The 22267-nt window shown below is 71.3% G+C and carries 25 protein-coding genes; 10 read left to right on the forward strand and 15 right to left on the reverse strand.

What is annotated here, in order from left to right:
* Positions 1–70: 70 nt before the first annotated feature.
* From dxs to B116_RS0107895, 3 genes are all read right to left on the reverse strand, one after another.
* Entirely contained in the window at positions 71–2053 is a 1983-nt protein-coding gene (dxs, locus tag B116_RS0107885; RefSeq protein ID WP_018721782.1) for a 1-deoxy-D-xylulose-5-phosphate synthase, read from the reverse strand.
* 124 nt (positions 2054–2177) lie between these two features.
* Entirely contained in the window at positions 2178–3431 is a 1254-nt protein-coding gene (locus B116_RS0107890; protein WP_027659723.1) for a class I SAM-dependent RNA methyltransferase, read from the reverse strand.
* Positions 3428–5545 (reverse strand): APC family permease, encoded by a 2118-nt coding sequence (locus tag B116_RS0107895; protein ID WP_018721784.1) that lies wholly within the window; start codon positions 5543–5545, stop codon positions 3428–3430. The genes B116_RS0107890 and B116_RS0107895 overlap by 4 nt, the downstream gene beginning before the upstream one ends.
* A 162-nt stretch (positions 5546–5707) precedes the next feature.
* Here B116_RS0107895 and B116_RS0107900 point away from each other — a divergent pair, with 162 nt between their 5' ends.
* Entirely contained in the window at positions 5708–6373 is a 666-nt protein-coding gene (locus tag B116_RS0107900; protein WP_026321632.1) for a potassium channel family protein, read from the forward strand.
* A gap of 3 nt (positions 6374–6376) precedes the next feature.
* A complete protein-coding gene (locus tag B116_RS0107905; protein ID WP_018721786.1) occupies positions 6377–7066 on the forward strand; it encodes a potassium channel family protein in 690 nt (229 codons plus the stop codon).
* 15 nt (positions 7067–7081) lie between these two features.
* Here the strand turns inward: B116_RS0107905 and B116_RS0107910 are convergent, their stop codons facing one another.
* The 4 genes from B116_RS0107910 to dut all read right to left on the reverse strand — a co-directional run bounded on the left by B116_RS0107910 (position 7082) and on the right by dut (position 9529).
* Positions 7082–7753: a DUF3159 domain-containing protein gene (locus B116_RS0107910; protein ID WP_018721787.1), complete on the reverse strand. Its 672-nt coding sequence runs from the start codon at positions 7751–7753 to the stop codon at positions 7082–7084.
* Positions 7750–8130 carry an OB-fold nucleic acid binding domain-containing protein gene (locus B116_RS0107915; protein WP_026321633.1) on the reverse strand — a complete coding sequence of 127 codons (381 nt, stop codon included), beginning with the start codon at positions 8128–8130 and terminating at the stop codon, positions 7750–7752. The genes B116_RS0107910 and B116_RS0107915 overlap by 4 nt, the downstream gene beginning before the upstream one ends.
* 126 nt (positions 8131–8256) lie before the next feature.
* Entirely contained in the window at positions 8257–8940 is a 684-nt protein-coding gene (locus tag B116_RS0107920) for a DUF3710 domain-containing protein (RefSeq protein ID WP_027659724.1), read from the reverse strand.
* Positions 8941–9022: 82 nt separating this feature from the next.
* Positions 9023–9529 carry a dUTP diphosphatase gene (dut, locus tag B116_RS0107925; protein WP_027659725.1) on the reverse strand — a complete coding sequence of 169 codons (507 nt, stop codon included), beginning with the start codon at positions 9527–9529 and terminating at the stop codon, positions 9023–9025.
* Positions 9530–9610: 81 nt separating this feature from the next.
* Here dut and B116_RS0107930 point away from each other — a divergent pair, with 81 nt between their 5' ends.
* On the forward strand, positions 9611–10141 hold the full coding sequence (locus B116_RS0107930; protein WP_026321636.1) for a DUF3093 domain-containing protein: 531 nt from the start codon (positions 9611–9613) through the stop codon (positions 10139–10141).
* Positions 10142–10208: 67 nt separating this feature from the next.
* Here B116_RS0107930 and B116_RS0107935 read toward each other — a convergent pair whose 3' ends face one another.
* The gene (locus B116_RS0107935; RefSeq protein WP_223874533.1) at positions 10209–11093 is read right to left on the reverse strand and encodes a hypothetical protein; all 885 of its coding nucleotides are present in this window, start codon (positions 11091–11093) and stop codon (positions 10209–10211) included.
* A gap of 144 nt (positions 11094–11237) precedes the next feature.
* Positions 11238–11534: a DUF4193 domain-containing protein gene (locus B116_RS0107940; RefSeq protein ID WP_018214600.1), complete on the reverse strand. Its 297-nt coding sequence runs from the start codon at positions 11532–11534 to the stop codon at positions 11238–11240.
* A 432-nt stretch (positions 11535–11966) separates the two neighbouring features.
* Here B116_RS0107940 and B116_RS0107945 point away from each other — a divergent pair, with 432 nt between their 5' ends.
* Positions 11967–12476: a LytR C-terminal domain-containing protein gene (locus B116_RS0107945; RefSeq protein WP_018721793.1), complete on the forward strand. Its 510-nt coding sequence runs from the start codon at positions 11967–11969 to the stop codon at positions 12474–12476.
* Positions 12477–12534: 58 nt separating this feature from the next.
* On the opposite strand, the gene B116_RS0107950 is transcribed toward B116_RS0107945, so the two are convergent.
* On the reverse strand, positions 12535–13344 hold the full coding sequence (locus B116_RS0107950) for an inositol monophosphatase family protein (protein WP_018721794.1): 810 nt from the start codon (positions 13342–13344) through the stop codon (positions 12535–12537).
* Between the two features lie 282 nt (positions 13345–13626).
* Here B116_RS0107950 and B116_RS0107955 point away from each other — a divergent pair, with 282 nt between their 5' ends.
* Positions 13627–15255: an RNA polymerase sigma factor gene (locus B116_RS0107955; RefSeq protein WP_027659726.1), complete on the forward strand. Its 1629-nt coding sequence runs from the start codon at positions 13627–13629 to the stop codon at positions 15253–15255.
* A gap of 277 nt (positions 15256–15532) precedes the next feature.
* Positions 15533–15763, forward strand: coding sequence for a DUF7455 domain-containing protein (locus B116_RS0107960; RefSeq protein WP_018253529.1), 231 nt, complete (start codon positions 15533–15535; stop codon positions 15761–15763).
* 147 nt (positions 15764–15910) lie between these two features.
* Here the strand turns inward: B116_RS0107960 and B116_RS0107965 are convergent, their stop codons facing one another.
* The gene (locus tag B116_RS0107965; RefSeq protein WP_018721796.1) at positions 15911–17644 is read right to left on the reverse strand and encodes a DEAD/DEAH box helicase; all 1734 of its coding nucleotides are present in this window, start codon (positions 17642–17644) and stop codon (positions 15911–15913) included.
* Between the two features lie 253 nt (positions 17645–17897).
* A complete protein-coding gene (locus B116_RS0107970; RefSeq protein ID WP_018220546.1) occupies positions 17898–18122 on the reverse strand; it encodes a DUF3039 domain-containing protein in 225 nt (74 codons plus the stop codon).
* Positions 18123–18154: 32 nt separating this feature from the next.
* Here B116_RS0107970 and B116_RS0107975 point away from each other — a divergent pair, with 32 nt between their 5' ends.
* Together B116_RS0107975 and B116_RS0107980 are read left to right on the forward strand one after the other, a co-directional pair.
* The gene (locus tag B116_RS0107975) at positions 18155–19129 is read left to right on the forward strand and encodes a pseudouridine-5'-phosphate glycosidase (RefSeq protein WP_188116006.1); all 975 of its coding nucleotides are present in this window, start codon (positions 18155–18157) and stop codon (positions 19127–19129) included.
* Positions 19126–20022 (forward strand): carbohydrate kinase family protein, encoded by an 897-nt coding sequence (locus tag B116_RS0107980; protein ID WP_018721798.1) that lies wholly within the window; start codon positions 19126–19128, stop codon positions 20020–20022. The genes B116_RS0107975 and B116_RS0107980 overlap by 4 nt, the downstream gene beginning before the upstream one ends.
* Before the next feature lie 7 nt (positions 20023–20029).
* Here the strand turns inward: B116_RS0107980 and B116_RS0107985 are convergent, their stop codons facing one another.
* The 3 genes from B116_RS0107985 to B116_RS26370 form a co-directional block, all read right to left on the reverse strand.
* On the reverse strand, positions 20030–20392 hold the full coding sequence (locus tag B116_RS0107985) for a DUF3099 domain-containing protein (RefSeq protein ID WP_026321639.1): 363 nt from the start codon (positions 20390–20392) through the stop codon (positions 20030–20032).
* A 182-nt stretch (positions 20393–20574) separates the two neighbouring features.
* Positions 20575–20913: a hypothetical protein gene (locus tag B116_RS0107995; RefSeq protein WP_026321640.1), complete on the reverse strand. Its 339-nt coding sequence runs from the start codon at positions 20911–20913 to the stop codon at positions 20575–20577.
* A complete protein-coding gene (locus B116_RS26370) occupies positions 20910–21095 on the reverse strand; it encodes a hypothetical protein (RefSeq protein ID WP_082312758.1) in 186 nt (61 codons plus the stop codon). Before B116_RS26370 ends, B116_RS0107995 begins: the two co-directional genes overlap by 4 nt.
* Before the next feature lie 190 nt (positions 21096–21285).
* Between B116_RS26370 and B116_RS0108000 the strand changes: the two genes are divergently transcribed.
* Both B116_RS0108000 and B116_RS0108005 read left to right on the forward strand, forming a co-directional pair.
* Positions 21286–22050 (forward strand): DUF5753 domain-containing protein, encoded by a 765-nt coding sequence (locus tag B116_RS0108000; protein WP_027659728.1) that lies wholly within the window; start codon positions 21286–21288, stop codon positions 22048–22050.
* A complete protein-coding gene (locus B116_RS0108005; protein WP_027645972.1) occupies positions 22041–22229 on the forward strand; it encodes a DUF397 domain-containing protein in 189 nt (62 codons plus the stop codon). Before B116_RS0108000 ends, B116_RS0108005 begins: the two co-directional genes overlap by 10 nt.
* Positions 22230–22267: the final 38 nt, after the last annotated feature.

Here is a 22267-nt window from a genome sequence, read left to right on the forward strand (position 1 = left end):
GCGGCGCCGTGCGACGCGATGCCGCGGTGCGGGTGGGCGACGACGGGCGGCCCGTCATCGCCCACCGCGGTCACTTCCGGGCGGGGGCCTCCCGCGGCGTGACGATCGACTCCACCTGGTCGGAGACCAGCTCCTTCTCGTTGTCGGCGGCATCAATGTCGAGCCGGGAGATCCAGCCGGTGACGTCGCGGGCCACATCCTGGGCGGTCAGGCCAAGGTCGGTGAGAATCTGGGCGCGGGTGCCGTACGGGTGCCAGTCGACCGGTACGCCCAGGTCCTTCACCGGCACCTCGACGTCGGCGTCCCGCATCGCCTGGGCGATGGCGTCGCCGACCCCGCCGGCCCGAACCCCGTCCTCCACGACGACCACGAGCCGATGCCCGGCGGCCAGCTCCACCAACTCGGCCGGGACCGGCCGGACCCAGCGTGGGTCAACCACGGTCACGCCGTAGCCCTGCTCGCCGACCCGGGCGGCGACCTCCATGCCGAGGCCGGCGAAGGAGCCGACCGCGACCAGCAGCACATCGGCGCGGGTCGACTCGGCGAGCACATCAACCGGACCGACCCGGCGCAGCGCCGGCAGGTCGGCGGCGACGGAGCCGGTCGGGAAGCGGACGATGGTGGGACCGTCGTCCACGGCGACCGCCTCGCGCAGTTCCTCGCGGAGGGTGGCGGCGTCCCGGGGGGCGGCGAGACGCAGGCCCGGCACCACCCCGAAGACGGACATGTCCCACATGCCGTAGTGGCTGGGCCCGTCCGGGCCGGTGATCCCGGCCCGGTCCAGCACGAAGGTCACCGGCAGCTTGTGCATCGCCACGTCCAGCAGGACCTGGTCGAATGCCCGGTTGAGGAAGGTCGCGTAGATCGCGACCACCGGGTGCATACCGCCCAGCGCCAGCCCCGCCGCCGAGGTGGCGGCGTGCTGCTCGGCGATCCCCACGTCGTAGGTACGCTCCGGGTACTTCCGGGCCAGTTTGGCGATGCCGGTCGGCTCGGCCATCGCGGCGGTGATTCCCACCACATCCGGCCGCTCGTCGGCGATCGCCACCAGCTCCTCGGCGAAGACGTGGGTCCACTTCACCGACGGCGCGGCGGTGGCCTTGCCGGTCTCGGTGTCGAAGGCACCGGGGCTGTGGAAACAGTCCGCCTCGTCCTCCTCCGCCGGGCGGTAGCCGTAGCCCTTGCGGGTGACCGCGTGCACGATCACCGGGCCGCCGAAGTTCTTCGCCGCGCGCAGCGCCCCCTCAACCGCCACGATGTCGTGCCCGTCAACCGGGCCGACGTACTTGATGCCGAGGTCCTCGAACATTGCCTGCGGCGCGACCGCGTCCTTGATGCCCCGCTTGACCGCGTGCAGCACCTCGTACATCGGTCGGCCGACCAGCGGGGTCGAGCCGAGCGCTTCCCGGACCGTGTCCAGCACCCGCTCGTAGCCGGGGTTCAGGCGCAGCGTCGAAAGGTGGTCGGCGAGCCCGCCGATCGTCGGCGAGTAGGAGCGGCCGTTGTCGTTGACCACGATCACCAGCGGGTTGCCGGTGGTCGCGATGTTGTTCAACGCCTCCCAGCACATACCGCCGGTCAGCGCGCCGTCGCCGACCACGGCCGCCACCGTCCGGGACTCACCCCGCAGCGCGTACGCCTTGGCCAGCCCGTCGGCGTAGGAGAGGACGGTGGAGGCGTGCGAGTTCTCGATCAGGTCATGCTCGCTCTCGGCCTGGCTCGGGTAGCCGGCGAGCCCACCGCGCTGGCGCAGCTTGTCGAAGCCGCCCTGCCGGCCGGTGAGAATCTTGTGTACGTAGGCCTGGTGGCCGGTGTCGAACAGGATCCGGTCCCGGGGGGAGTCGAAGACCCGGTGCAGCGCAAGGGTCAGCTCCACCACCCCCAGGTTGGGGCCGATGTGCCCGCCGGTGCGGGAGACCTTGGCCACCAGAAAGTCACGGATTTCGGCGGCGAGGATGTCCAGCTGCTCGGTGGACATCCGCTTAATGTCCTGCGGACCGCTGACGGCGGCCAGCAGCCCCGGTTGGTTTGCCGGGTCCCGTTCAACACTCATGACCGGAGAGTCTATCGGCCGAGTTCCAGCTCGCGGTCCGGTCGGGAGCACCCGGAACGGTCCGCAGGACGCCGGCAACGCTGAGCCGATGGTCAGGCTTCGCTCCGGTGCTGGTGCCGCACGGTCAGGCTTCGCTCCGGTGCTGGTGCGGCGAGGCGGGCGGCAGCAGCAGCCCTACCAACTCCACGTGCTGGGTCATCGGAAAGAGGTCGAAGCCGCGCAGCGCGGCCAGCCGCCAGCCCAGCTCGGCGAAGCTACGGACGTCCCGGGCAAAGGCGGCCGGGTCACAGGCCACGTACGCCACCGCGCGCGCTCCGGCGGTGGCCACCGCCCGCACCACCCGGGCCCCGGCCCCGGAGCGGGGCGGGTCGAGCACCACCAGGTCCACCGGCGCGGTGAGGCGCCCCCGGTCCAGCACCGGGGCGACCCGGCCCGAGACGATGCCGACCTGTGGCAGATCCCGCAGGTTCTGTCGGGCGGCGGCGATGCCGGCCCCGGCGGCCTCAACGAGGGTGACCCGGCCGGTGGCACCGACCCGCTCCGCCAGGGCCGCGGCGAAGAGGCCGGCCCCGCCGTACAGGTCCCAGGCGGTCTCCCCCGGCTGCGGGTCAAGCTGCGCTAGCACGGCGTTGACCAGGGTGTCCGCCGCCGCCGGGTGGACCTGCCAGAACGCCGACGGGGGCAGCGTCCACCGCCGGCCGGCGGCCTCCTCGTGGACCCGTTCCGGCCCGCTCACCGGCTGCGTCGCCCCGTCGGCGACGGCGGTCACGGTCACATCCCCGCCGGTCGAGGCGACCGACTCGACGGCCTCCGCGTCCGGCCACCGTACGGGGCCGAGCACCGGCAGTTGTTGAATCGCCGGGTGGGCGATCCGGCACCGGTCGATCGGCACCACCTCGTACGAGCGGTGCTTGAGCAGGCCGGCCCGACCGGCGCCGTCAACGGTGTACCGCACCCGGGAACGCCAGCCCAGCGACCCGCCGGGCAGCGCCTCAACCTGGATGCCCAGCGCGTCCAGCTCCGCACCGGTCAACCCGCCCAGTCGAGTGAGTTGTTCGCGGATCACCCCCGCTTTCCAGGTCAGCTGCGCCTCGGGGGACACGTGCTGCAGGTCGCAGCCGCCGCAGCGGCCGGGCTTCGCGTACGGGCAGGGGGGCTCGACCCGTTCCGGTGCGGCCGCCAGCACCGTCACCGCGTCGGCCCGGACGAACCCGCGGTGCACCTCGGTGACCTCGGCCACCACCCGCTCGCCGGGGAGCGCGTGCCGGACGAAGACCACCTGGCCGGCGACCCGGGCGACGCAGTGCCCGCCCGGGGCCACCGCCCCGACGGTCAACTCGACCCGCTCGGCCTCCGCCAACCCTTCGTCGCCGATCACCGGGTACCTCCGTCGGACTGGTCCGGGCCGCTCCTGGGCGGCGGAGCGAAGACCGTTGGCGGGTCGTTTGCCGGCTCCGGGCTGTTTGCCGGCTCCGGGTCGTTTGCCGGCTCCGGGCCGCCCGGCGTCACCCGGGGACCGCGGGCCGGTCCTCGGCTAAGCGTCTCGTCCAGCCGGTCCAGATCTTTACCTTCGGTCGAGACGAGCTGCCACGGCACGCTGGTGACCATCACTCCCGGTTCGAAGAGCAGCCGGCCCTTGAGCCGCAGTGCGCTCTGGTTGTGCAAAAGGTTCTCCCACCAGTGGCCGACCACGTATTCGGGGATGAAGACGGTGACCACGTCGCGGGGCGAGGACCGACGGACGCCGGCCACATAGTTGAGGATCGGGCGGGTGATCTCCCGGTAGGGCGAGTCGATCACAGTCAGCGCGACCGGCACGTCCCGCCGTTCCCACTCGGCCTGCAACCGGCGGGTGTCCTTGTCATCGACGTTCACCGTCACCGCGGTCAGACTGTCCGGCCGGGTGACCTGCGCGTAGGCGATCGCCCGCAGGGTCGGCTGGTGCACCTTGCTGACCAGCACGACCGCGTGGTTGCGGGCCGGTTTCACCGGCCGCCCCTCGTCGGGGGTGAGCTCGACGGCGACCCGGTCGTAGTGCCGACGGATCCCCAGCATCACCAGGTAGATCATGGCCATCGCGGCGATGGCGATCCACGCGCCGAGCAGGAACTTCGTGACGACCACGATCACCAGCACGGTGGCGGTCATCGCCATGCCGAAGCTGTTGATCGCCCGGGAGCGGATCATCTGCCGGCGTACCTGCTGGTCGCGTTCGACCCGGAGGTACCGGTTCCAGTGCCGGATCATGCCGGCCTGGGACAGGGTGAACGAGACGAAGACGCCGACGATGTAGAGCTGGATCAGCTTGGTCACCTCAGCCTGGAAACCAATGATCAGCATGATCGCGAACCCGGCCAGGAAGAGGATGCCGTTGGAGAACGCGAGCCGGTCCCCCCGGGTGTGTAGCTGCCGGGGCAGGTAGCGGTCCTGGGCGAGGATCGACCCGAGCACCGGGAAGCCGGTGAACGCGGTGTTCGCGGCCAGGAAGAGAATCAGGGCGGTCACGCCGACGACCACGAAGAGCAGCAGCGACCCGGAGCCGAAGATGGTCTCACCGAGCTGCGCGGTGACGGTCTTCTGCACGTACCCGTCGGGGCCGCCGACGATCTGCCGGGCCGGGTCCTCCACGAACTGCAGGCCGGTCAGCCGGGCCAGCCAGACGATGCCGACCAGCATGGTCACCGCCACCGCGCCGAGCATGAGCAGGGTGGTCGCCGCGTTGCGGCTCTTCGGCGCCCGGAAGGCGGGCACCCCGTTGGAGATCGTCTCGACGCCGGTGAGCGCGGCACAGCCGGAGGAGAAACTCCGCAGCAGCAGGAACGCCATCGCCCACCCCGTCGTATCGCTCCACTCGGTGGCGATGACCAGGTCGGCGCTGGGAGCACGCAGGTCGTGGCCGAGCAGCACCACCCGGACCAGCCCGGTGAGAATCATGCCGACGATAACGATCATGAAGCCGTAGGTGGGGATGGCGAAGGTGGTGCCGGACTCCTTGATCCCCCGCAGGTTGACGGCGGCGAGCAGCACCACCGCGGCGACGGCCACCGCCACCTTGTGGGTGGCCACGAAGGGGATCACCGCGCCCAGGTTCGCCACCCCGGACGCGACCGACACCGCGACGGTCAACACGTAGTCGACCAGGAGGGCGCTGGCCACGCCGACGCCGGCGCGGCGCCCCAGGTTGACCGTGGCCACCTCGTAGTCGCCGCCGCCGGACGGGTAGGCGTACACGTTCTGCCGGTAGCTCGCCACCACGGCGAGCATCACCACGACCACCGCCAGGGCGATCCACGGCGAGAAGACGAACGCCGAGGCCCCGGCGAACGAGAGCATCAGCAGGATCTCGTCCGGGGCGTACGCCACGCTGGAGAGCGCGTCGGAGGCGAAAACGGGCAGGGCGATGCGCTTGGGCAGCAGGGTGTGCTGGAGTCGGTCGGACCGGAACGGTCGACCGACGAGCAGTCGCTTCACCAGCGAGGCGGGTCGGGCCACAACCGCCAAGCGTACGACCCTCGGCCACAGCCGCCCCCGGGTGGCCGAACACCCAAGGGTCTATTCAGGGAGTACCGTCGGTCCGCGTCCGCCCCAGGGGACGTGGCGGGTGCGTCCAACAGCCATAACGGCTGGTACGAGTGGATGTTGAGGAGGGGCACGGTGCATGTGGTGATCATGGGCTGTGGGCGGGTCGGGTCGACCCTCGCGCACGGCCTGGAGGCCCGCGGGCACTCGGTCGCGGTCGTCGACCAGAATGCCGACGCCTTCCGGCGACTCGGCCACGACTTCGCCGGCATCACGGTGACCGGCGCCGGCTTCGACGGGGAGGTGCTCCGGCAGGCCGGCATCCACCGGGCGGACGCGTTCGCGGCCGTCTCCAGCGGTGACAACTCCAACATCATCTCCGCTCGGCTGGCTCGGGAGACCTTCGGCGTCACCCGCGTCGCCGCGCGCATCTACGACCCACGGCGGGCCCAGGTCTACGAGCGCCTCGGCATCCCGACGGTGGCCACCGTCCGGTGGACCGCCGACCGGATGCTGCGGCACCTGGTGCCGGACGGCAACGAGGCGTTGTTCCGGGACCCGACGAGCACCATCTCGATCGTGGAGGTGCCGGTGCACAAGGACTGGGTTGGCCGGTCGGTGCTGGCGCTGGAGAAGACGACCGGCGCCCGGGTGGCGTATCTCACCCGGTTCGGGATCGGCATGTTGCCGACGCCGAGCACCGTCGTGCAGGAGGGTGATCAGATCTTCATGCTGGTCACCGATGACATCGTCAACGCGGTCACGTCGGTGGCGGCGCTGCCGCTGGAAGGGGGGCAGTGAACGATGCGGGTTGCCATCGCCGGCGCCGGAAACGTAGGCCGCTCGATCGCCCAGGAGCTGATCGACAACGGCCACCAGGTGACGCTAATCGAGCGGCAGCCCACGATGCTCCGCCCCGAGCGGGTGCCGGACGCGGAGTGGGTGCTGGCCGACGCCTGCGAGCTGACCAGCCTGGAGGAGGCCGAGCTGGCCAACCGCGACGTGGTGGTCGCGGCCACCGGCGACGACAAGGTCAACCTGGTGGTCTCGCTGCTGGCCAAGACTGAGTTCGCGGTGCCCCGGGTGGTCGCCCGGATCAATCGGGCCGAGAACGAGTGGCTCTTCACCGAGCAGTGGGGGGTGGACGTGGCGGTCAGCAAGCCGCGGGTGATGGCCGCCCTGGTGGAGGAGGCCGTGACCGTCGGTGACCTGGTCCGGCTGATGACCTTCCGGCAGGGCGAGGCGAACCTGGTCGAGATCACGCTGCCGACAAGCGCCCCGTACGTCGGTCAGCCGCTGCGGGATGTGCCGCTGCCCCGCGACGCGGCGCTGGTGGCGATCCTCCGCGGCAAGCGGGTGCTGGTGCCCAGCCCGGACGACCCGATCGAGGCCGGCGACGAGCTGATCTTCGTCTGTACGGCGGAGGTGGAGGATGGCGTCCGGACGGTGGTGCTCGGCCCGGACAGCGTCGAGCGGACCCGCAAGGCCTGCTGAGCTTGCGGCCAGCCGTTAACCAACCGCGGTCGGAGGTCTGTGTCGGGTCACCCGACGCACCGTCCAGACCGTGATCAGCAGGAGCAGCACGTACGGCGGGTAGCCGAGCAAGAGCCGGGCGATGCCGAGCGCAGTGTCCTGGTGGGCGAGGTAGAGCCCGGCCTGCACCCCGACCTTCGCCAGCCAGACCACCCCCCAGAGCACGGTCAGCCGGGTGAAGGTCCGCACCAGGAGCGGGTCCTGCCGCCACTCGGAGGCGCCCTTGGCCACCAGGACCGACCAGATCCAGCCGACCAGGGGCTGCCGGATCGCCGCCGAGCCCAGCAGCACCAGGCCGTAACCGATGCCGTAGAGGATGCCGGGCAGGTAGAAGTCCCGCTCATTGCCGGTGCGCCAGGCGATCGCCGCGCCGATCGCGATACCGAACAGCCCATTCACCGCGTGTCGCACCGGCCGCCGCTGGGCCAGCCGTAGCACCGCGATGAACACCGCGACTCCCACCGCGGCGACCACCGCCGGGCGCAGCTCACCGAGAATGTTGGCGACCACGAAGACGACCACCGGGATGCTGGACTCCAGCAACCCGCGCCAGCCACCCAGCTGGTCGGCCATCTGCTCGGCGATCGTCGGGAGCGGTTCCTCCTCTCCCGTGCCCGGCTGCGCCGTGGGGCGCTGTCCCGTCGTCACTTCGGCGGCTCCAACTCGTAGTACGGGTTGTAGATAACTTTACGGTCACCTCGGATGGCGACCCGGCCCCGCGCGGTCAGGTGTCGACCTGGTTCGATGCCGGCGATGTGCCGCCGGCCCAGCCACACCAGGGTCACCACGTCGCTGCCGTCGTACAGGTCCGCCTCCAACGTCGGCTGATTGGTCCGCGGCGTGTAGACCACGGTGCGGAGCCGGCCGGAGACCGCCACCAGCTGGCCTCGACAGCACTGGCGGGCCGGCATGCCGCCGTGTTCGGCGCTCTCCCGGAGCAGCTCCTGCGCCTCGATCTCCGCCTCGCTGGCGGTGAGCCGACGCAGCATGCGCCGCAGCGAACCCCGTCGCTCGTCGGTCGACATGACCTCCGCGTCACCCTTTCCGGGCTTGGCCGACCCCGGGCCGGCGGTGGTACGGCCCACCGCACGCCGGGACCGCTCCGCCAGCGTACGCCGACGAAGTGGCCCCCAGCGGTTGGTGAAGCGCCGTCAGGCCGGTGGGGTCGGCTTCGACTCGGCGGCGGAGCCGCCCGCGGCCGACTGTTCCGCGGCCGACTGTTCCGCGGCTTCCCGGGGCAGGCGCAGGGGCAGCGGCTCCCGCACCGGCCGCGCCTCCTGACCCCGGTCGACGACCAGGCCCTCCAGACAGACGGTCAGCGGACCGGCCGCATCCGGGTCGGTCGCCGCCTTGCCCTGGAATACGGCGCGGACCATCCAGCGCGGCCCGTCGATGCCGACAAACCGCAGGTCGGTACGGCCGTCCTGGGTAGGGACCTGGACCCGCAGCTCGACGCCGTACGCACCCGTGACCTCCTCGACGGTGGCGCCGTCGTTGGACAGGGACTTGTGGATCTCCTCGCGTACCTCGTCCCAGATGCCCGCGCTGCGCGGGGCGGCGAAGACCCCGAGCTGAAGCGCGTTCTGCCCGTGCACGAGCACCACCTGCTGGACAGCGCCCTGCTGGTCGGCCTGCACCCGCACCTCGACCCCGCCGACCGCGGGAATCTGCAGACTCCCCAGGTCGAGCCGCTGCACCCCGGCCGGCGCCTCGGTCACGTCGTAGGGGCCGGGGGCCGGCACCGCCGAATTCGTCGCTTCGTGCGTGTCCTGGGCCTCGGGCCGCTCATCGCGCGGGCGCCGTTCGGCACCGGCCCGCTTTCGGGAGAAGATCACTGCGTACACCCTCCGCTGTTCACGCTGTTCACGCCCACCCTGTCACTTTCCTCCGCTACCGGCGATGCGCCCGCGCCGGATTTCACGACGCCTCCGGCACCGGCTGCCGACCATCGGTCGCCGCGGTGGCCGACCCCAGCCCGGCGTGGCCGCCGGTGGAGCCGTGCCCGCCGGCGCCCCGCTGGGAGACGGGCAGCTCCGTCGCTGGCTGGAACCGTGCCCGGGCCACCCGCTGCACAACCAGCTGTGCGATGCGGTCACCGCGAGCGATCCGAGCCACCGTCTCCCGATCATGGTTGATCAGGTTGACGAGGATCTCACCCCGATAGCCGGCGTCGACCGTACCGGGCGCGTTGAGCACGGTCACGCCGAGCCGGGCGGCCAGACCCGAACGGGGGTGTACCAGGCCCACATACCCCTCGGGCAACGCGATGGCTACCCCGGTCGGCACCAGGGCCCGGCCGCCGGGGGGCAGCTCCACATCCGCGGCGGCCATCAGGTCCGCCCCCGCATCGCCAGGATGGGCGTACGCAGGCAGCGGCAGTCCGGGGTCGAGCTGCCGCACAGGCACGGGTACGACATCGGTCACGGTTCCCTCTTCCTCCGGTTCTTGGGTGACCTGCCTATCCTGCCCGGTACTCCCCACGGCACGCGCCGTACCCTTCATCTCGTGCGCGTCTCCTCGTCCCCATCTGCCCGCTACGCCGAACGGCTGGCTCTGCCGTGGTGGCTCTGGCTGGGCGGATTCGCCGTGGCCGGGCTGCTCGCCACTGAGATCTGGCTGGGCGCATCGGGCGTCCGGGCGTGGCTGCCGTTCGTGCTGCTGCTCCCGGCGTGCCTGGCGGGCCTGCTCTGGCTGGGCCGAATCCGGGTGACGGTTGACGACGGCGAGCTGAGGGTGGACGACGCGCGGCTGCCGGCCCGGTTCGTCGCCGATGTCATCCCGTTGGACGCCGCCGGGCGACGTGAGGTGCTCGGCGTCGGCGCGGACCCACTGGCGTTCGTGATCCAACGGCCGTGGCTTCCCGGCGCCGTGCAGGTGGTGCTCAACGACCCGGCTGACCCGACCCCGTTCTGGGTGGTGAGCACCCGGCGGCCGGTGAAACTGGCGGAGGCGCTCCTCGCCGCTCGGGACGCGGCCGACACCGCCCGGAACGCGGCCGACACCGCTCGGGACGCGGCCGACACCGCTCGGGACTGAGTCGGCCCCGGCTCAACCGGCGACCAGCGGCGCCGGAACAGGGCCACAACACCCCGACAGCGTGGGCTCATGGCGGTGGGTCAGGGGGCGCCCCGGCCCGGCGGCGAAGATCAGCACGGAGGAGATCGGCCATCGCGCGCGTGGCTCGTCGGTTGAGGTAGCTCGCGACAGTCGCCCCGGTGAGGAACGGACCCAGCGTGGTGAGGTTGCGGCCGAAGCGTCTGACCAGCCGGTCCCGCAGCTCACGGCGGGCCGCGGCGCCCAGCACCGCGCTCACTCCAACGCCCGGCTTCATCGGGTTGATCCCTCGTCGCCCGGACCAGGACATGACGAGCGCCACCGCCCGCTGGGTACCACCGGCGGGCAGCGGCACCCCGTACACCTCGTGCAGTTCGCCGACCAGCTTCAGCTCGATCGCGACCACCGCGACCGTCTCGGCGGCCAGCAGCACCGGCGCCGTGAGCAGGCTCGGGGGCACCGTCCACTCGACAGCGGCGACGCCGCCACCGGCAGCGCCCACTCCGGCGCTCGCCCGGGCGGCGTTGCGGACCAGACGTTCGGCCAGCGCCTCACCGTCCAGGTCAGGGAAGTGCCGGCCGAGCGTGGCCCGGTCCCGGACCGGCACGTGCGGAGCAACCTCGGCGATGGTGTCCACCATCCAGCCAAGTGCCGCCCGCGGCCGGAACAGGTCGCCGAGCCCGCGGGTCCGGGCCTGCCCCACCAGGCGGCTGAGGAGCTGCCCGCGCCGAGCCGGTGGAACATCGTCGGCAGTTAGCTCCGCGACGGTGGCACCGAGGCCGTCGGCGTCACTGACCGGTTCGTCACCGGCACGATCCGGCTCGACCCGGTCAGACTCAGCACGGTCCAGCTCAGCACGGTCCAGCTCGGTGCGGTCCGGCTCGACCCGGTCAGACTCAGCACGGTCCAGCTCGGTGCGGTCCCGCTCGGTCATGGCACCGGACCTCCCGCTGGACTGGGCCGTGCTGGCGGCCGACCGGGGCGGGTGCAGCGCTGCCCACCGGACCACCACACGGCGACCGGGGTGCGCGGCGGCCCCAGCACAGAGCCGCCGCCGGTGGTGTTATTCGGATCCTGGTCAGACGCACTCGCGGCAGATGAGGTCGCCGTTGCGCTGGGCTGCCAACTGGCTGCGGTGGTGCACCAGGAAGCAACGCCCGCACCGGAACTCGTCCTGCTGCATCGGCAGCACCTTGACCGTCAGCTCCTCGTCGGCCAAGTCGGCGCCGGGCAGCTCGAAGCTCTCCGCCACCTCGGCCTCGTCCACGTCCACGGCGCCCGACTGTGAGTCGACGCGCCGCGCCTTCAGCTCTTCCAGGCTGTCCTCGCCGAGGTCGACCTCGTCGCGACGCGGGGCGTCGTAGTCGGTGGCCATCGGTTCACTCTCCCATATCGATGTTGTCGCTTCCGGTTGTAACGCCGGACGACGTTGTTTCGGTTCCGCTGGGCGGCCACCACTTGTGTCGTTCACCCGACCCGACAAGAGTCGGGTCGACGCCGCCAGGGAACACCCCCAGCGAGCGCGGTACCTTACCTCCACTGCGGGCGTGGCATGTATACCGCCCTCGTGGAAGAGATGTACGCCTCCGCACGGGAAGTTGTTCCCAATGTGACTCAGGCGACATGAAGATAGGGGTAGTACTACCCCGTTCCCGGCCGGCACGCCGGCATGTCCGGCTGTTTCCACGCCGCCGCCGGACAACCGTTAACCTCAGCGGCGTACCGGATGGCCGTTCGGGCGACTCGCCCGCCGCTGACGACCGTCGCCCTCCTCCGTCCCGGGAGCACCTAGATGAGCTTTGCGCGAGTGCGAGCACTCGTCGTCGTCGCCCTGTTGGCGATCCTGGCGCTGATCTTCACCGTTGTCGCCCTCGTTCGGGACACGCAGAGCGACGCCGGGCTCGGCGCCGGCTGCCAGGAGGGCTGGCCGGAGGCGGATGTCACCCTCCGCGAGCCCGCCGAGGTGAAGATCAACGTACTCAACGGGACCGACCAGGTGGGCCTCGCCAGCAAGGTCTCCGATGACTTCCGCAATCGGAAGTTTCAGGTCGAGAAGACCGACGACGCGGAGAAGACCGACGACATCGCGATCCTGCGGTACGGCCCGAAGGGCGTCGGTTCGGCGCATCTACTGCGGGCGTACTTCCTGGACAACGCCGTGGTCTCCTACGACCCGGAGCGCGCCGACGCCACCGTGGACATCGTTCTGGGCAGCGCCTTCCAGCAACTCGCCACCACGACCGAGGTCAACCAGTCCCTCGGTGATCTCGGAGCCCCGGTGGCGCCGCCCGAAACCTGCCCGGTCCAGGAGGAGTGACCGAACCCGCGGTCACTCCCCCACCGGTCGGTCTTCCGGAGGCGCCGGCGGTCGGTCTTCAGGGGCCGCCGGCGGCGTCGAGGTCGGCCAGCCGGTCGTGCAGCGGCGCGAAGAGCGCCGGGGGCGCGGCGATCACCAGATCTGGCCCGGCTGCCGCCCCGGCCAACCCGCTGACCCGTAGGCCGGCCTCGGTGGCCACGAGTCCTCCTGCGGCGAGGTCCCAGGCGGCGAGCCCCTTCTCGTAGTAGGCGTCCACCCGCCCCTCGGCAGCGAGGCAGAGATCGAGGGCCGCCGCGCCAAGCCGACGGATGTCGCGAACATGCGGAATCAGCTCGGCCAGCACGCGACCCTGATGCTGCCGACGGCGAGGGTCGTAGCCGAAGCCGGTGGCCACCAGCGCCTGACCCAGATCCGGCTCGGTGGAGCAGCGCAGCCGCTGGCCGTCCCGCCAGGCGCCGCCACCGACGGTAGCGGTCCACTCCTCACCGGTACGGATGTTGCGCACCACCCCGGCGACCACCGCCCCGTCCACCTCGGCGGCGAGCGAGACCGCGCTGTGCGGGATGTCGTACAGGTAGTTCACGGTGCCGTCGATGGGATCAACGATCCACCGTACGGCGCCACCGGCGCCCGCTTCCCCGTACTCCTCGCCCAGCACGGCGTCCGCCGGCCGGAGCCGACGCAGCGCGTCGTGCACCTGCCGCTCCACGGCCTGGTCGGCCGCGGTCACCACGTCCGTGACGGTGCTCTTGGTCGCAGCCACCGAGACACCCTGACTTCGCATCCGGTACGCCGTCGTGGCCGCCTCCCGCGCCACCTCGATCGCGATCTCCAGCAGTTCCCGCGGCTCCGGTACCGAGCGGACCATTCTCGTCCCCTTCCCGCACGACCGGGGTGGTCGCGACCATATGCGGGTATCATCCTTTCAAAGTCCACATCCGCGCCAAATCGGTGGTCCGACCGGCGGTCCGGCGTGCGCCGCCGAATGATCGCCGTGGACAGCGTTACAATTCACCCTGCCCACGCGCCACGGACCGCCGCCAACCGGCCGGCCCGCGACACGGGGGGCTCAACGACTCGCCCGGCACCGCGCTCCGCCCCACGCCGGACGACCCTGCCGTGCTCGCACTTCGCCACCGGAAGGTCATTCGTGACAGAACCCCGCCAGACCGGCGCCGACGTTCGCTCGCTCACCGACACCTTGATCGCACATGCGCAGAGCGCCGGCGGTCAGCTCACGTCGGCACAGCTCGCGCGCACTGTCGAGGCAGCCGAGGTGACTCCGGCCCAGGCCAAGAAGATCCTCCGGGCGCTCTCGGAGGCGGGGGTGACCGTCGTGGTTGACGGTTCGGCCAGCACCGCCCCACGCCGCCGGGTGGCCGCTGCCCGGTCGACCACCCCAGCATCCCGGGCCACCACCGCCAAGACCACCAAGAAGGCCGCCACGTCCGCTTCGAAGGCGGCACCGACCGGGGCCGAGGCACCGGCCCCGGCGCCACGGAAGGCCACCGCCCGCAAGGCGGCCGGCGCGGCCGGCGCCGCCGCCGACGGCGCCAAGGCCACGCCGGCGAAGAAGGCCACCCGGGCCACCAAGGCGACCGTGGCCGCAGCGACCGGCCCGGCGAAGGCCACAACGAAGACCGCGAAGGCCACGAAAGCCACGAAGAGCGGGGCTGCTGGCGAGGTTGACGCGGAGGAGTTGGCCGCCGAGATCGAGGACGTGGTGGTTGACGAGCCGGCGGAGCTGACTCGGGCCGCCGAGACTGATGCGGCGAACTCCGCCACCGACAACGACTTCGAGTGGGACGACGAGGAGTCCGAGGCCCTCAAGCAGGCCCGCCGGGACGCGGAGCTGACCGCGTCCGCGGACTCCGTCCGGGCGTACCTGAAGCAGATCGGCAAGGTCCCGCTCCTCAACGCCGAGCAGGAGGTCGAGCTCGCCAAGCGGATCGAGGCCGGCCTCTACGCCACCGAGCAGCTGCGCGCGGCGGAAGAGAGCGACGAGAAGTTCACCCGCGACATGCAGCGCGACATGATGTGGATCTCGCGGGACGGGGAGCGGGCGAAGAACCATCTCCTGGAGGCGAACCTCCGCCTGGTGGTGTCGCTCGCCAAGCGCTACACCGGCCGCGGGATGGCCTTCCTCGACCTGATCCAGGAAGGCAACCTCGGCCTGATCCGCGCGGTCGAGAAGTTCGACTACACCAAGGGCTACAAGTTCTCCACCTACGCCACCTGGTGGATCCGCCAGGCCATCACCCGCGCCATGGCCGACCAGGCCCGCACCATCCGCATCCCGGTACACATGGTCGAGGTGATCAACAAGCTCGGCCGGATCCAACGCGAGCTGCTCCAGGACCTGGGCCGCGAGCCCACTCCGGAAGAGCTCGCAAAAGAGATGGATATCACACCGGAGAAGGTGCTGGAGATCCAGCAGTACGCCCGAGAGCCGATCTCGCTCGACCAGACCATCGGCGACGAGGGCGACAGCCAGCTCGGCGACTTCATTGAGGACTCCGAGGCCGTGGTCGCGGTTGACGCGGTATCGTTCTCGCTCCTCCAGGATCAGCTCCAGCAGGTGCTGCAGACGCTCTCCGAGCGCGAGGCCGGCGTGGTCCGCCTCCGGTTCGGTCTGACCGATGGTCAGCCACGCACGTTGGACGAGATCGGCCAGGTCTATGGGGTGACCCGAGAGCGCATCCGGCAGATCGAATCCAAGACGATGTCCAAGCTGCGCCACCCGTCCCGGTCCCAGGTTCTCCGGGATTACTTGGACTAAGGGGGCACTTGGGACCGAATCCGTGCGGACTTCACGGCAGATGTCAACCAAGCGTGTCAGTTTAAGCACTCTCTGCGCAACCCCCTCCGCCGGTCGGATGGTTGCCCGGTTGTGATCGTTGACGTGGCACCCTTGGTGCAGGGACGCTGTCGGAGTCAGGTGTGACCTCGGTCCCCCGCGGGCACACAGGGAACGCGCACCCTGATCAGGGTGTTGCACGATAGGTGAGCAACGACCGAAGAGAGTGTTCATCGGTGACGACCAGAGGAGGAAGGCGATGACCCCGACCCTCACGCCGCCGCCCGAGACGGTGAGCCCCCCGGCCGCCGATGAACGGTGCGACCGCTGCAATGCTGCCGGCAAGCTCCGCATTACCCTTGCTGGCGGCGGGGAACTGGTATTTTGCGGGCATCACGCAAACAAGTACGCGGAGGATCTAGTCAAGATCACTGTGCGGTACGCGGCGGACCCAGAGTTCAGCTGGCGTGGCGCAGATCTGATGAACTGAGGATCGCCGCAGCAGGACAAGACAAAACAGCCGGCCGGGCCCATGTGGGCCCGGCCGGCTGTTTTGTCTTGTCCTGCCCTCTTGTCCGGTACCTACTTCCTCCGGTACCTGCCGTCCTGCTTCCGGGTAGGCCGACTGCAGATCGAGTCAGAGGGTCTGCACCGTGGCGATCCGCTCCTCCAGCTGCTCAATCGTTGCCTGGGCGCTGGGCGGGCCGCCGCAACGACGGCGAAGCTCCGCATGGATTTTGCCGTGCGGCTGGCCGGTGTGGTGATGCCGGGCAGCCACCAGGGCGTTCAACTGCCGGCGCAGCGCCACCCGACGCTGCGCCGCACTCATCGGCGCCGGTGGGGCGGCAGCGGTCGCCGGGGCCGGCTCAGCCGGCCGTGCGGCGCCCCGGCGTCGCGACGCGGCAAGCTGCTCGGCCTGCCGCTTGGACAGCAGCATGGCCACCTGATCGGCGGTGAGGAGGCCGGGCAGACCGAGGTACTCCTCCTCCTCCGGCGTACCGGCCTGAGCCGCGGTGCCGAACGACGCGCCGTCGAAGATCACCTGATCCAGCTCGGCGGTCGCGGAGAGCGCGGCGAACCGCTTCTCCAGTTCACCGCTGGCCTGGTCGTCTCGCTGGGCACGCTCCAGCAGGTCGTCGTCGAAGCCCTCCTGGTCCTTCGGCTTGCCCAGCACATGATCCCGCTCGGCTTCCATCTCGCTGGCGAGGCCGAGCAGGTGCGGAACGCTGGGCAGGAAGACCGACGCCGTCTCCCCCGGCCGGCGTGCCCGGACGAACCGCCCGATGGCCTGTGCGAAGTAGAGCGGGGTGCTGGCGCTGGTGGCGTATACGCCGACGGCGAGCCGCGGGATATCCACCCCTTCGGAGACCATCCGGACCGCCACCAGCCAACGCTGCTGCGCCGTCGCGAACGTCGCGATCCGGTCCGAGGCCCCCGCGTCGTCGGAGAGCACCACGGCGGCCCTCTCCCCGGTCACCTGCTCGATGAGCTTCGCGTACGACCGGGCGGCCTGCTGGTCACTGGCGATCACCAGCCCAGCGGCGTCGGGCATCCCGGCGTCGCGCAGCACCGTCAGCCGGGCATCCGCCGCCCGCAGCACCTGCGGCATCCAATCGCCGGCCGGGTCGAGCGCGGTCCGCCACGCCTGCGCGATCAGATCCTGGGTCATCGGCTCCCCGAGCCGGGCGGCCAGCTCCTCGCCGGCGTTCGTCCGCCACCGGGTCTCCCCCGAGTAGGCGAGGAAGAGCACCGGGCGTACCACGCCGTCGTGCAGCGCGTCGGCGTAACCGTAGACCGAGTCGGCGCGGGAACGCAGCAGGCCGTCCCCGCCCCGTTCGTAGCTGACGAACGGGATCGGGTTGTCGTCGGAGCGAAACGGGGTGCCGGTGAGCATGAGCCGGCGCTCCGCGCCTTCGAAGGCCGCCTGCACCCCGTCCCCCCAGGTCCGGGAGTCGCCAGCGTGGTGAATCTCGTCGAGGATGACCAGGGTGCGCCGGGTCAGGGTGCGCCGCCGGTGCACCTGCGGCGCCATCCCCACCTGGGCGTAGGTAACCACCGCACCGTGGAAATCGGCCGACGAGTGCAGATCCGCGTTCCGAAACGCCGCGTCAAGCTGGATGCCGACCCGGGCGGCAGCCTGCGCCCACTGGGTCTTCAGGTGCTCGGTCGGGGCGACCACGGTGATCGCCTCGATGCTGCCGTCGGCGAACAGCTCGGCGGCTACCCGAAGGGCGAACGTGGTTTTGCCGGCCCCCGGCGTGGCGACCGCGGTGAAATCCGGATCCCGACGACGTAGGTACTCCACCAGCGCCCGGCGCTGCCAGGCGCGCAGGGCTGGGAAGGTCTCGAGCGTTGGCGTCCGGGCTGCCACGCGAAGCTCCTCTCACCGCCGGCGGGACGGCCCCGACCGAGGATCGCGGGTTACGTACGCACGCCCCTGAGCCGTACCGGCATCGGCGCCGCCGCCGCCCATGAAAACGCCCCCGCGCGCAGTGCCGCGAGGGCCGGCCCAGCATAACCAGCGAGCGCCGTACGCCCCACTCGACGCCACGGTCAGCGCAGGGGGGCACGCAGCGGTGAGTGCCGCCACAGCTCGCGCGGGCGACGGGACGCCCGCGCTCGACTCACTCGCGCATTGACTCGTAGATCTCCTTGCACTTGGGGCAGACCGGTGAGCCCGGTTTGGCCGATTTGGTGACCGGGAACGTCTCACCACAGAGCGCCACGACGTAGGTGCCCATCACGGCACTCTCGGCGATCTTCTCTTTGCGCACGTAATGGAACATCTCGGGGCCGGTGTCGGCGTCCTTCACCTCGGGACGCTCGAGAACCTGTGTGCTCACTTCCATACCTCCACCCGCCAAGTTTGGCAGGTCACCCTTTGCCCGGTCTACTTCAAGCCCGACTGACCGACGCCGTACGGTTGGGCACTGTGACCACCTTTCATCTCCGGCACGGCGCCGAAGTCGCCGATGCACTCCGCGTCGGCCGTCCCGTGGTAGCGCTCGAGAGCACAATCGTCTCGCACGGCCTGCCCCAGCCGGACAACCTCCGGGTCGCCCGCGAGATCGAACAGACCGTCCGGGATGCCGGCGCGGTGCCGGCCACCATCGGCATGATCGCCGGCCAGCTCGTGGTCGGTCTCGACGACGCCGAGCTGACCCGGCTCGCCACCGTTGACGACGTGGCCAAGCTCTCCGTACGCGATCTCGCCGTGGCCGCCGCGACCGGCGCGGACGGCGCCACGACCGTGGCCGCTACCAGCGCGGTGGCCGCGGCGGCGGGGATCCGGGTGTTCGCCACCGGTGGTCTCGGCGGCGTGCACCGCGAGGCGGCCCAGAGCTTCGACGAGTCCGCCGACCTGACGACCCTGGCCCGTACGCCGATCGCCGTGGTCTGCGCCGGAGTGAAGTCGATTCTCGACTCGGGCGCCACGTTGGAACGCCTGGAGACGCTCGGGGTCGGGGTCGTCGGCTACCGCACCCGCCGCTTCCCCGGCTTCTACCTCACCGACGGCGGGTTCGACCTGGACTGGTCGGTCGACTCGCCGGAGCAGGTGGCGGCGGCGCTCGCCGCCCAGGAGCAGCACGGGCTGCACTCAGCCGGCCTGGTCGTGGCCAATCCACTGCCCACCGACGAGCAGCTCGACCCGGCGCTACACGATCGCACCCTGGCTGAAGGGCTGGCGCTGTTGCGACGCGCGGGGGTCACCGGCAAGGCGGTTACCCCGTTCCTGCTGGCGCACTTCCACTCCGCGACCGAGGGGGCCAGCCTCGCGGTGAACATCCGGATCATCCTGCGCAACGCCGACCTCGCCGCCCGGATCGCGGTCGCCTCGGCCGCCCGGCAGGCATGACGCCACCCCGGGTGGTCGTCGTCGGCGACCTGATCACCGACGTGGTGGCGGTACTGGGCGGGCCGTTGATGACCGGCTCGGACACACCGGCCGAGATCCGATTCACCGGGGGTGGCCAGGCGGCGAACACCGCGGCTTGGCTGGGCGCGTTGGGCGTGCCAGTGACGCTGGTCGGGGCGGTGGGCGACGATGGTCCTGGCCGGGATCGGGTCGCCGAGTTGGAGCGCGGCGGGGTCGACTGTGCGGTCACCCAGGTGCCCGCGGTCCCGACCGGTACGGTCCTGGTGCTGGCCACCAGCGACGAACGCACGATGGTCACCGAGCGGGGGGCGAACCTGTGGCTCTCGCCGGCGGCGGTGGATGCCGCTCTCGACGCCGCACCGGACGCCGGCCACCTGCACCTGTCCGGTTACACCCTGCTGGACGCCGGTTCCCGGCCGGCCGGGCTGCGCGCACTGGCCGCCGCCCGCGAGCGGGGGCTGTCGGTCAGCGTGGACGCGGCCAGTGCGGCACCGCTGCAACGGGTCGGCGCGACGGCCTTCCTGGGCTGGGTACGCGGCATTGACCTACTCCTGGTCAACGCCGCGGAGGCCCGAGTGCTGGCGGGCGGGCTCGACCCGGCGGCGCAGGGCCGGGTGCTCTCCGCCTCGGCCCGGCGGGTGGTGGTCAAACGGGGAGCGGCCGGCGCGGTCTGGGTGGACCGGGACGCCATGATCGCGGTTACCCCGACTCGTCGGATGACGGTGGTCGATCCCACCGGGGCCGGCGACGCGTTCGCCGCCGGTCTCCTCTCCATCTGGCTGACCGGGGCGGCCCCGGAGGCGGTGCTACAGCGCGCCGGTGACCTGGGCGCATCGGCGGTCGGCCAGGTGGGGGCCCGACCACCGACCTGACGCCCGGTCACTGCTCGACGTCGATGACCTTGCGCGGCTGTTCCTCGGCGGTGAGGCTCGTCGGTGCCGGGTCCGCCAAGGACCGGGATCGGGGCCGGAACCGGCCACCGAGGCGATGCTTCTCCTTCGGTGGCCGGTCGTTGGCCAGCAACACGGCCAGCCACGGGATCAGGATCATGCCCAGGCCGGCCAGGGGCAGCCAGAGCCAGAGCATGGGGGCCTCCGCACCGACCAGGATCGCGCCGACGACCAGGCACGCGACCCGGACGCCCATCATCAGCACGTACCGCTTCTGGCGGCTGGTGAGCTGATCGTCCTGGCTGCGCGGTGCGTCGGTGATCAGGATCGGCTGGTACGCCGGACGCTTCACCACGGACCTCCTCGGGGATCCCCCTCATCCTGTCACTTTGCCCTCCGGCCGCGGGAGGTCGCCGGCAACCTCGTCCTCCGGCCGCGGGAGGTCGCCGGCAACCTCGTCCTCCGGCGCTGCGAGAGTCGCCGGCAACCTCGCCGTTCCGGCTCGGCGAGGGTCAGTTTCCGGCGCCCGGGGTCTCACTCCCCGGGCTGCCCGGCCGGTCGGCGGTAGGGGCCCCAGGCCACGAACCGGTCAAAAAGCTCACGCGGACCCGGCCCGTCGTGCGGGTTCAGGTGATACAGGTCGTGCATCGCCTCGTACAACAGTCCGGCGAGGTAGATCGACAAACTGGATGGGCGCGTCGCAAACTCGGCCTTCAACAGCAGCCGGGCCTCCGCGCAGGGCCACGGCTGGCCACACGCCCGGCATGCCCACATCGGCCGCAACGGCGTGTGCGGCGGCCGGTTCCCGGCGCGGTGGCGGGGGTGCTCGGGATGGGGGCCGAGTCTCGGCTGCGGCAACGAGTGCGGCCTCACCGCCGCCCCCCGTTCGCCCGCCAGGACTGGGCGGGGGTCAGCCAACCGACCCGACCGGGCCGGGGGTACGCCTCGGTCGGTGCCGTCATCCAGGCCGGCTGGGGTGCGGCCGGAACCCGCCGCGATAGCTCCGCCGGGGTGTCTTCCCGACGACGCCGACAACGGAACCAACGTACTCGCATGACCGCCTCCTCGGTGAGTGGAAGGGCCGCCCCACCACCCCCGGCGGGGGCGGCCCGACAGTGCCTCCGGCGGGTTGGGGTCCACACCGGCCACACCGTCCTGCCATCACCCTCCAATCCGAAGCTGGACAATCACACAGCGTTGCCTTTAGTTTTTGGGACAGTCCCTTCGTTCCAGGTAGGAGCAGGCATGAACCATGCGTTTGTTGCAGCGCTCGCCGAGGCAGGGCACACCGCCGAAAGCCTCGCGGGTCAGGTCGGCGTCCATCCGAAGACCGCCGCGCGGTGGGCCAACCCCGGCCACATCCCGCAGGCCCGCCACCGGGCCACCGTCGCGGAGCTGCTGGGTCGAGAGATCGACACCCTCTGGCCGGACGTGAGCCGCCGCCGGGAGCCGGTCTGGTTCCGCCCCTGGGTCAACGTCGAACGCGAGGCGATCGCGTTACGGGCCTTCCAGCTCGCCTGGGTGCCGGGGCTGCTCCAGACCGAGGCGTACGCGGAGGCGACGCTCGCCGGCGGCATCCTCACCACCGACACCGACGATCTGGTCGAGGCGCGGCTCAACCGCCAGGCGATCCTCCAGCGCGAGCAGGGGCCGCTGCTGATCGCCGTGCTGGACGCCGGGGTCCTGCGGCGGCGGGTCGGCGACAGCCGCGCCCTCATGGCCGAACAGCTCGCCCACCTGCTGGCCTGCGCCGAGTCGCCGAAGGTGCAGCTGCACGTCGTCCCGCTCGACGCCCCCAGCTACCCGGGGTTGGACGGGCCCTTCACCATCGCCGACATGCCGGACGGGTCGCGGGTGGCCCACGTGGACAGCCCCGCGCGGGCGCAGCTGCTGGAGAAGACATCGGACATTGTTACGCTGGAGCGACGGTGGGAACTCATTCGTGGGGAGGCCCTCCCCCGTGGGCGTTCCCTGGATCTCCTGAGAGAAGCGGCAGCAGCATGGACCTGACCGGTGCCCGGTGGCGCAAGAGCACGAAGAGCGGCGGTAACGGCGGCGACTGCGTAGAGGTGGCCGACAATCTCCCCGGCGTCGTCGGCGTCCGCGACAGCAAGGACCCGCACGGGCCGACGCTGGCCTTCGGGCCGGCGGCGTGGCAGGCCTTCGTCGGCTTCACCCGGCGGCGCTGACCCGCCCTGGTCAGCCGCCACTCGGCCCTGACCCGCCT

Source organism: Salinispora fenicalii, assembly GCF_000514815.1.
Lineage (GTDB): Bacteria > Actinomycetota > Actinomycetes > Mycobacteriales > Micromonosporaceae > Micromonospora > Micromonospora fenicalii.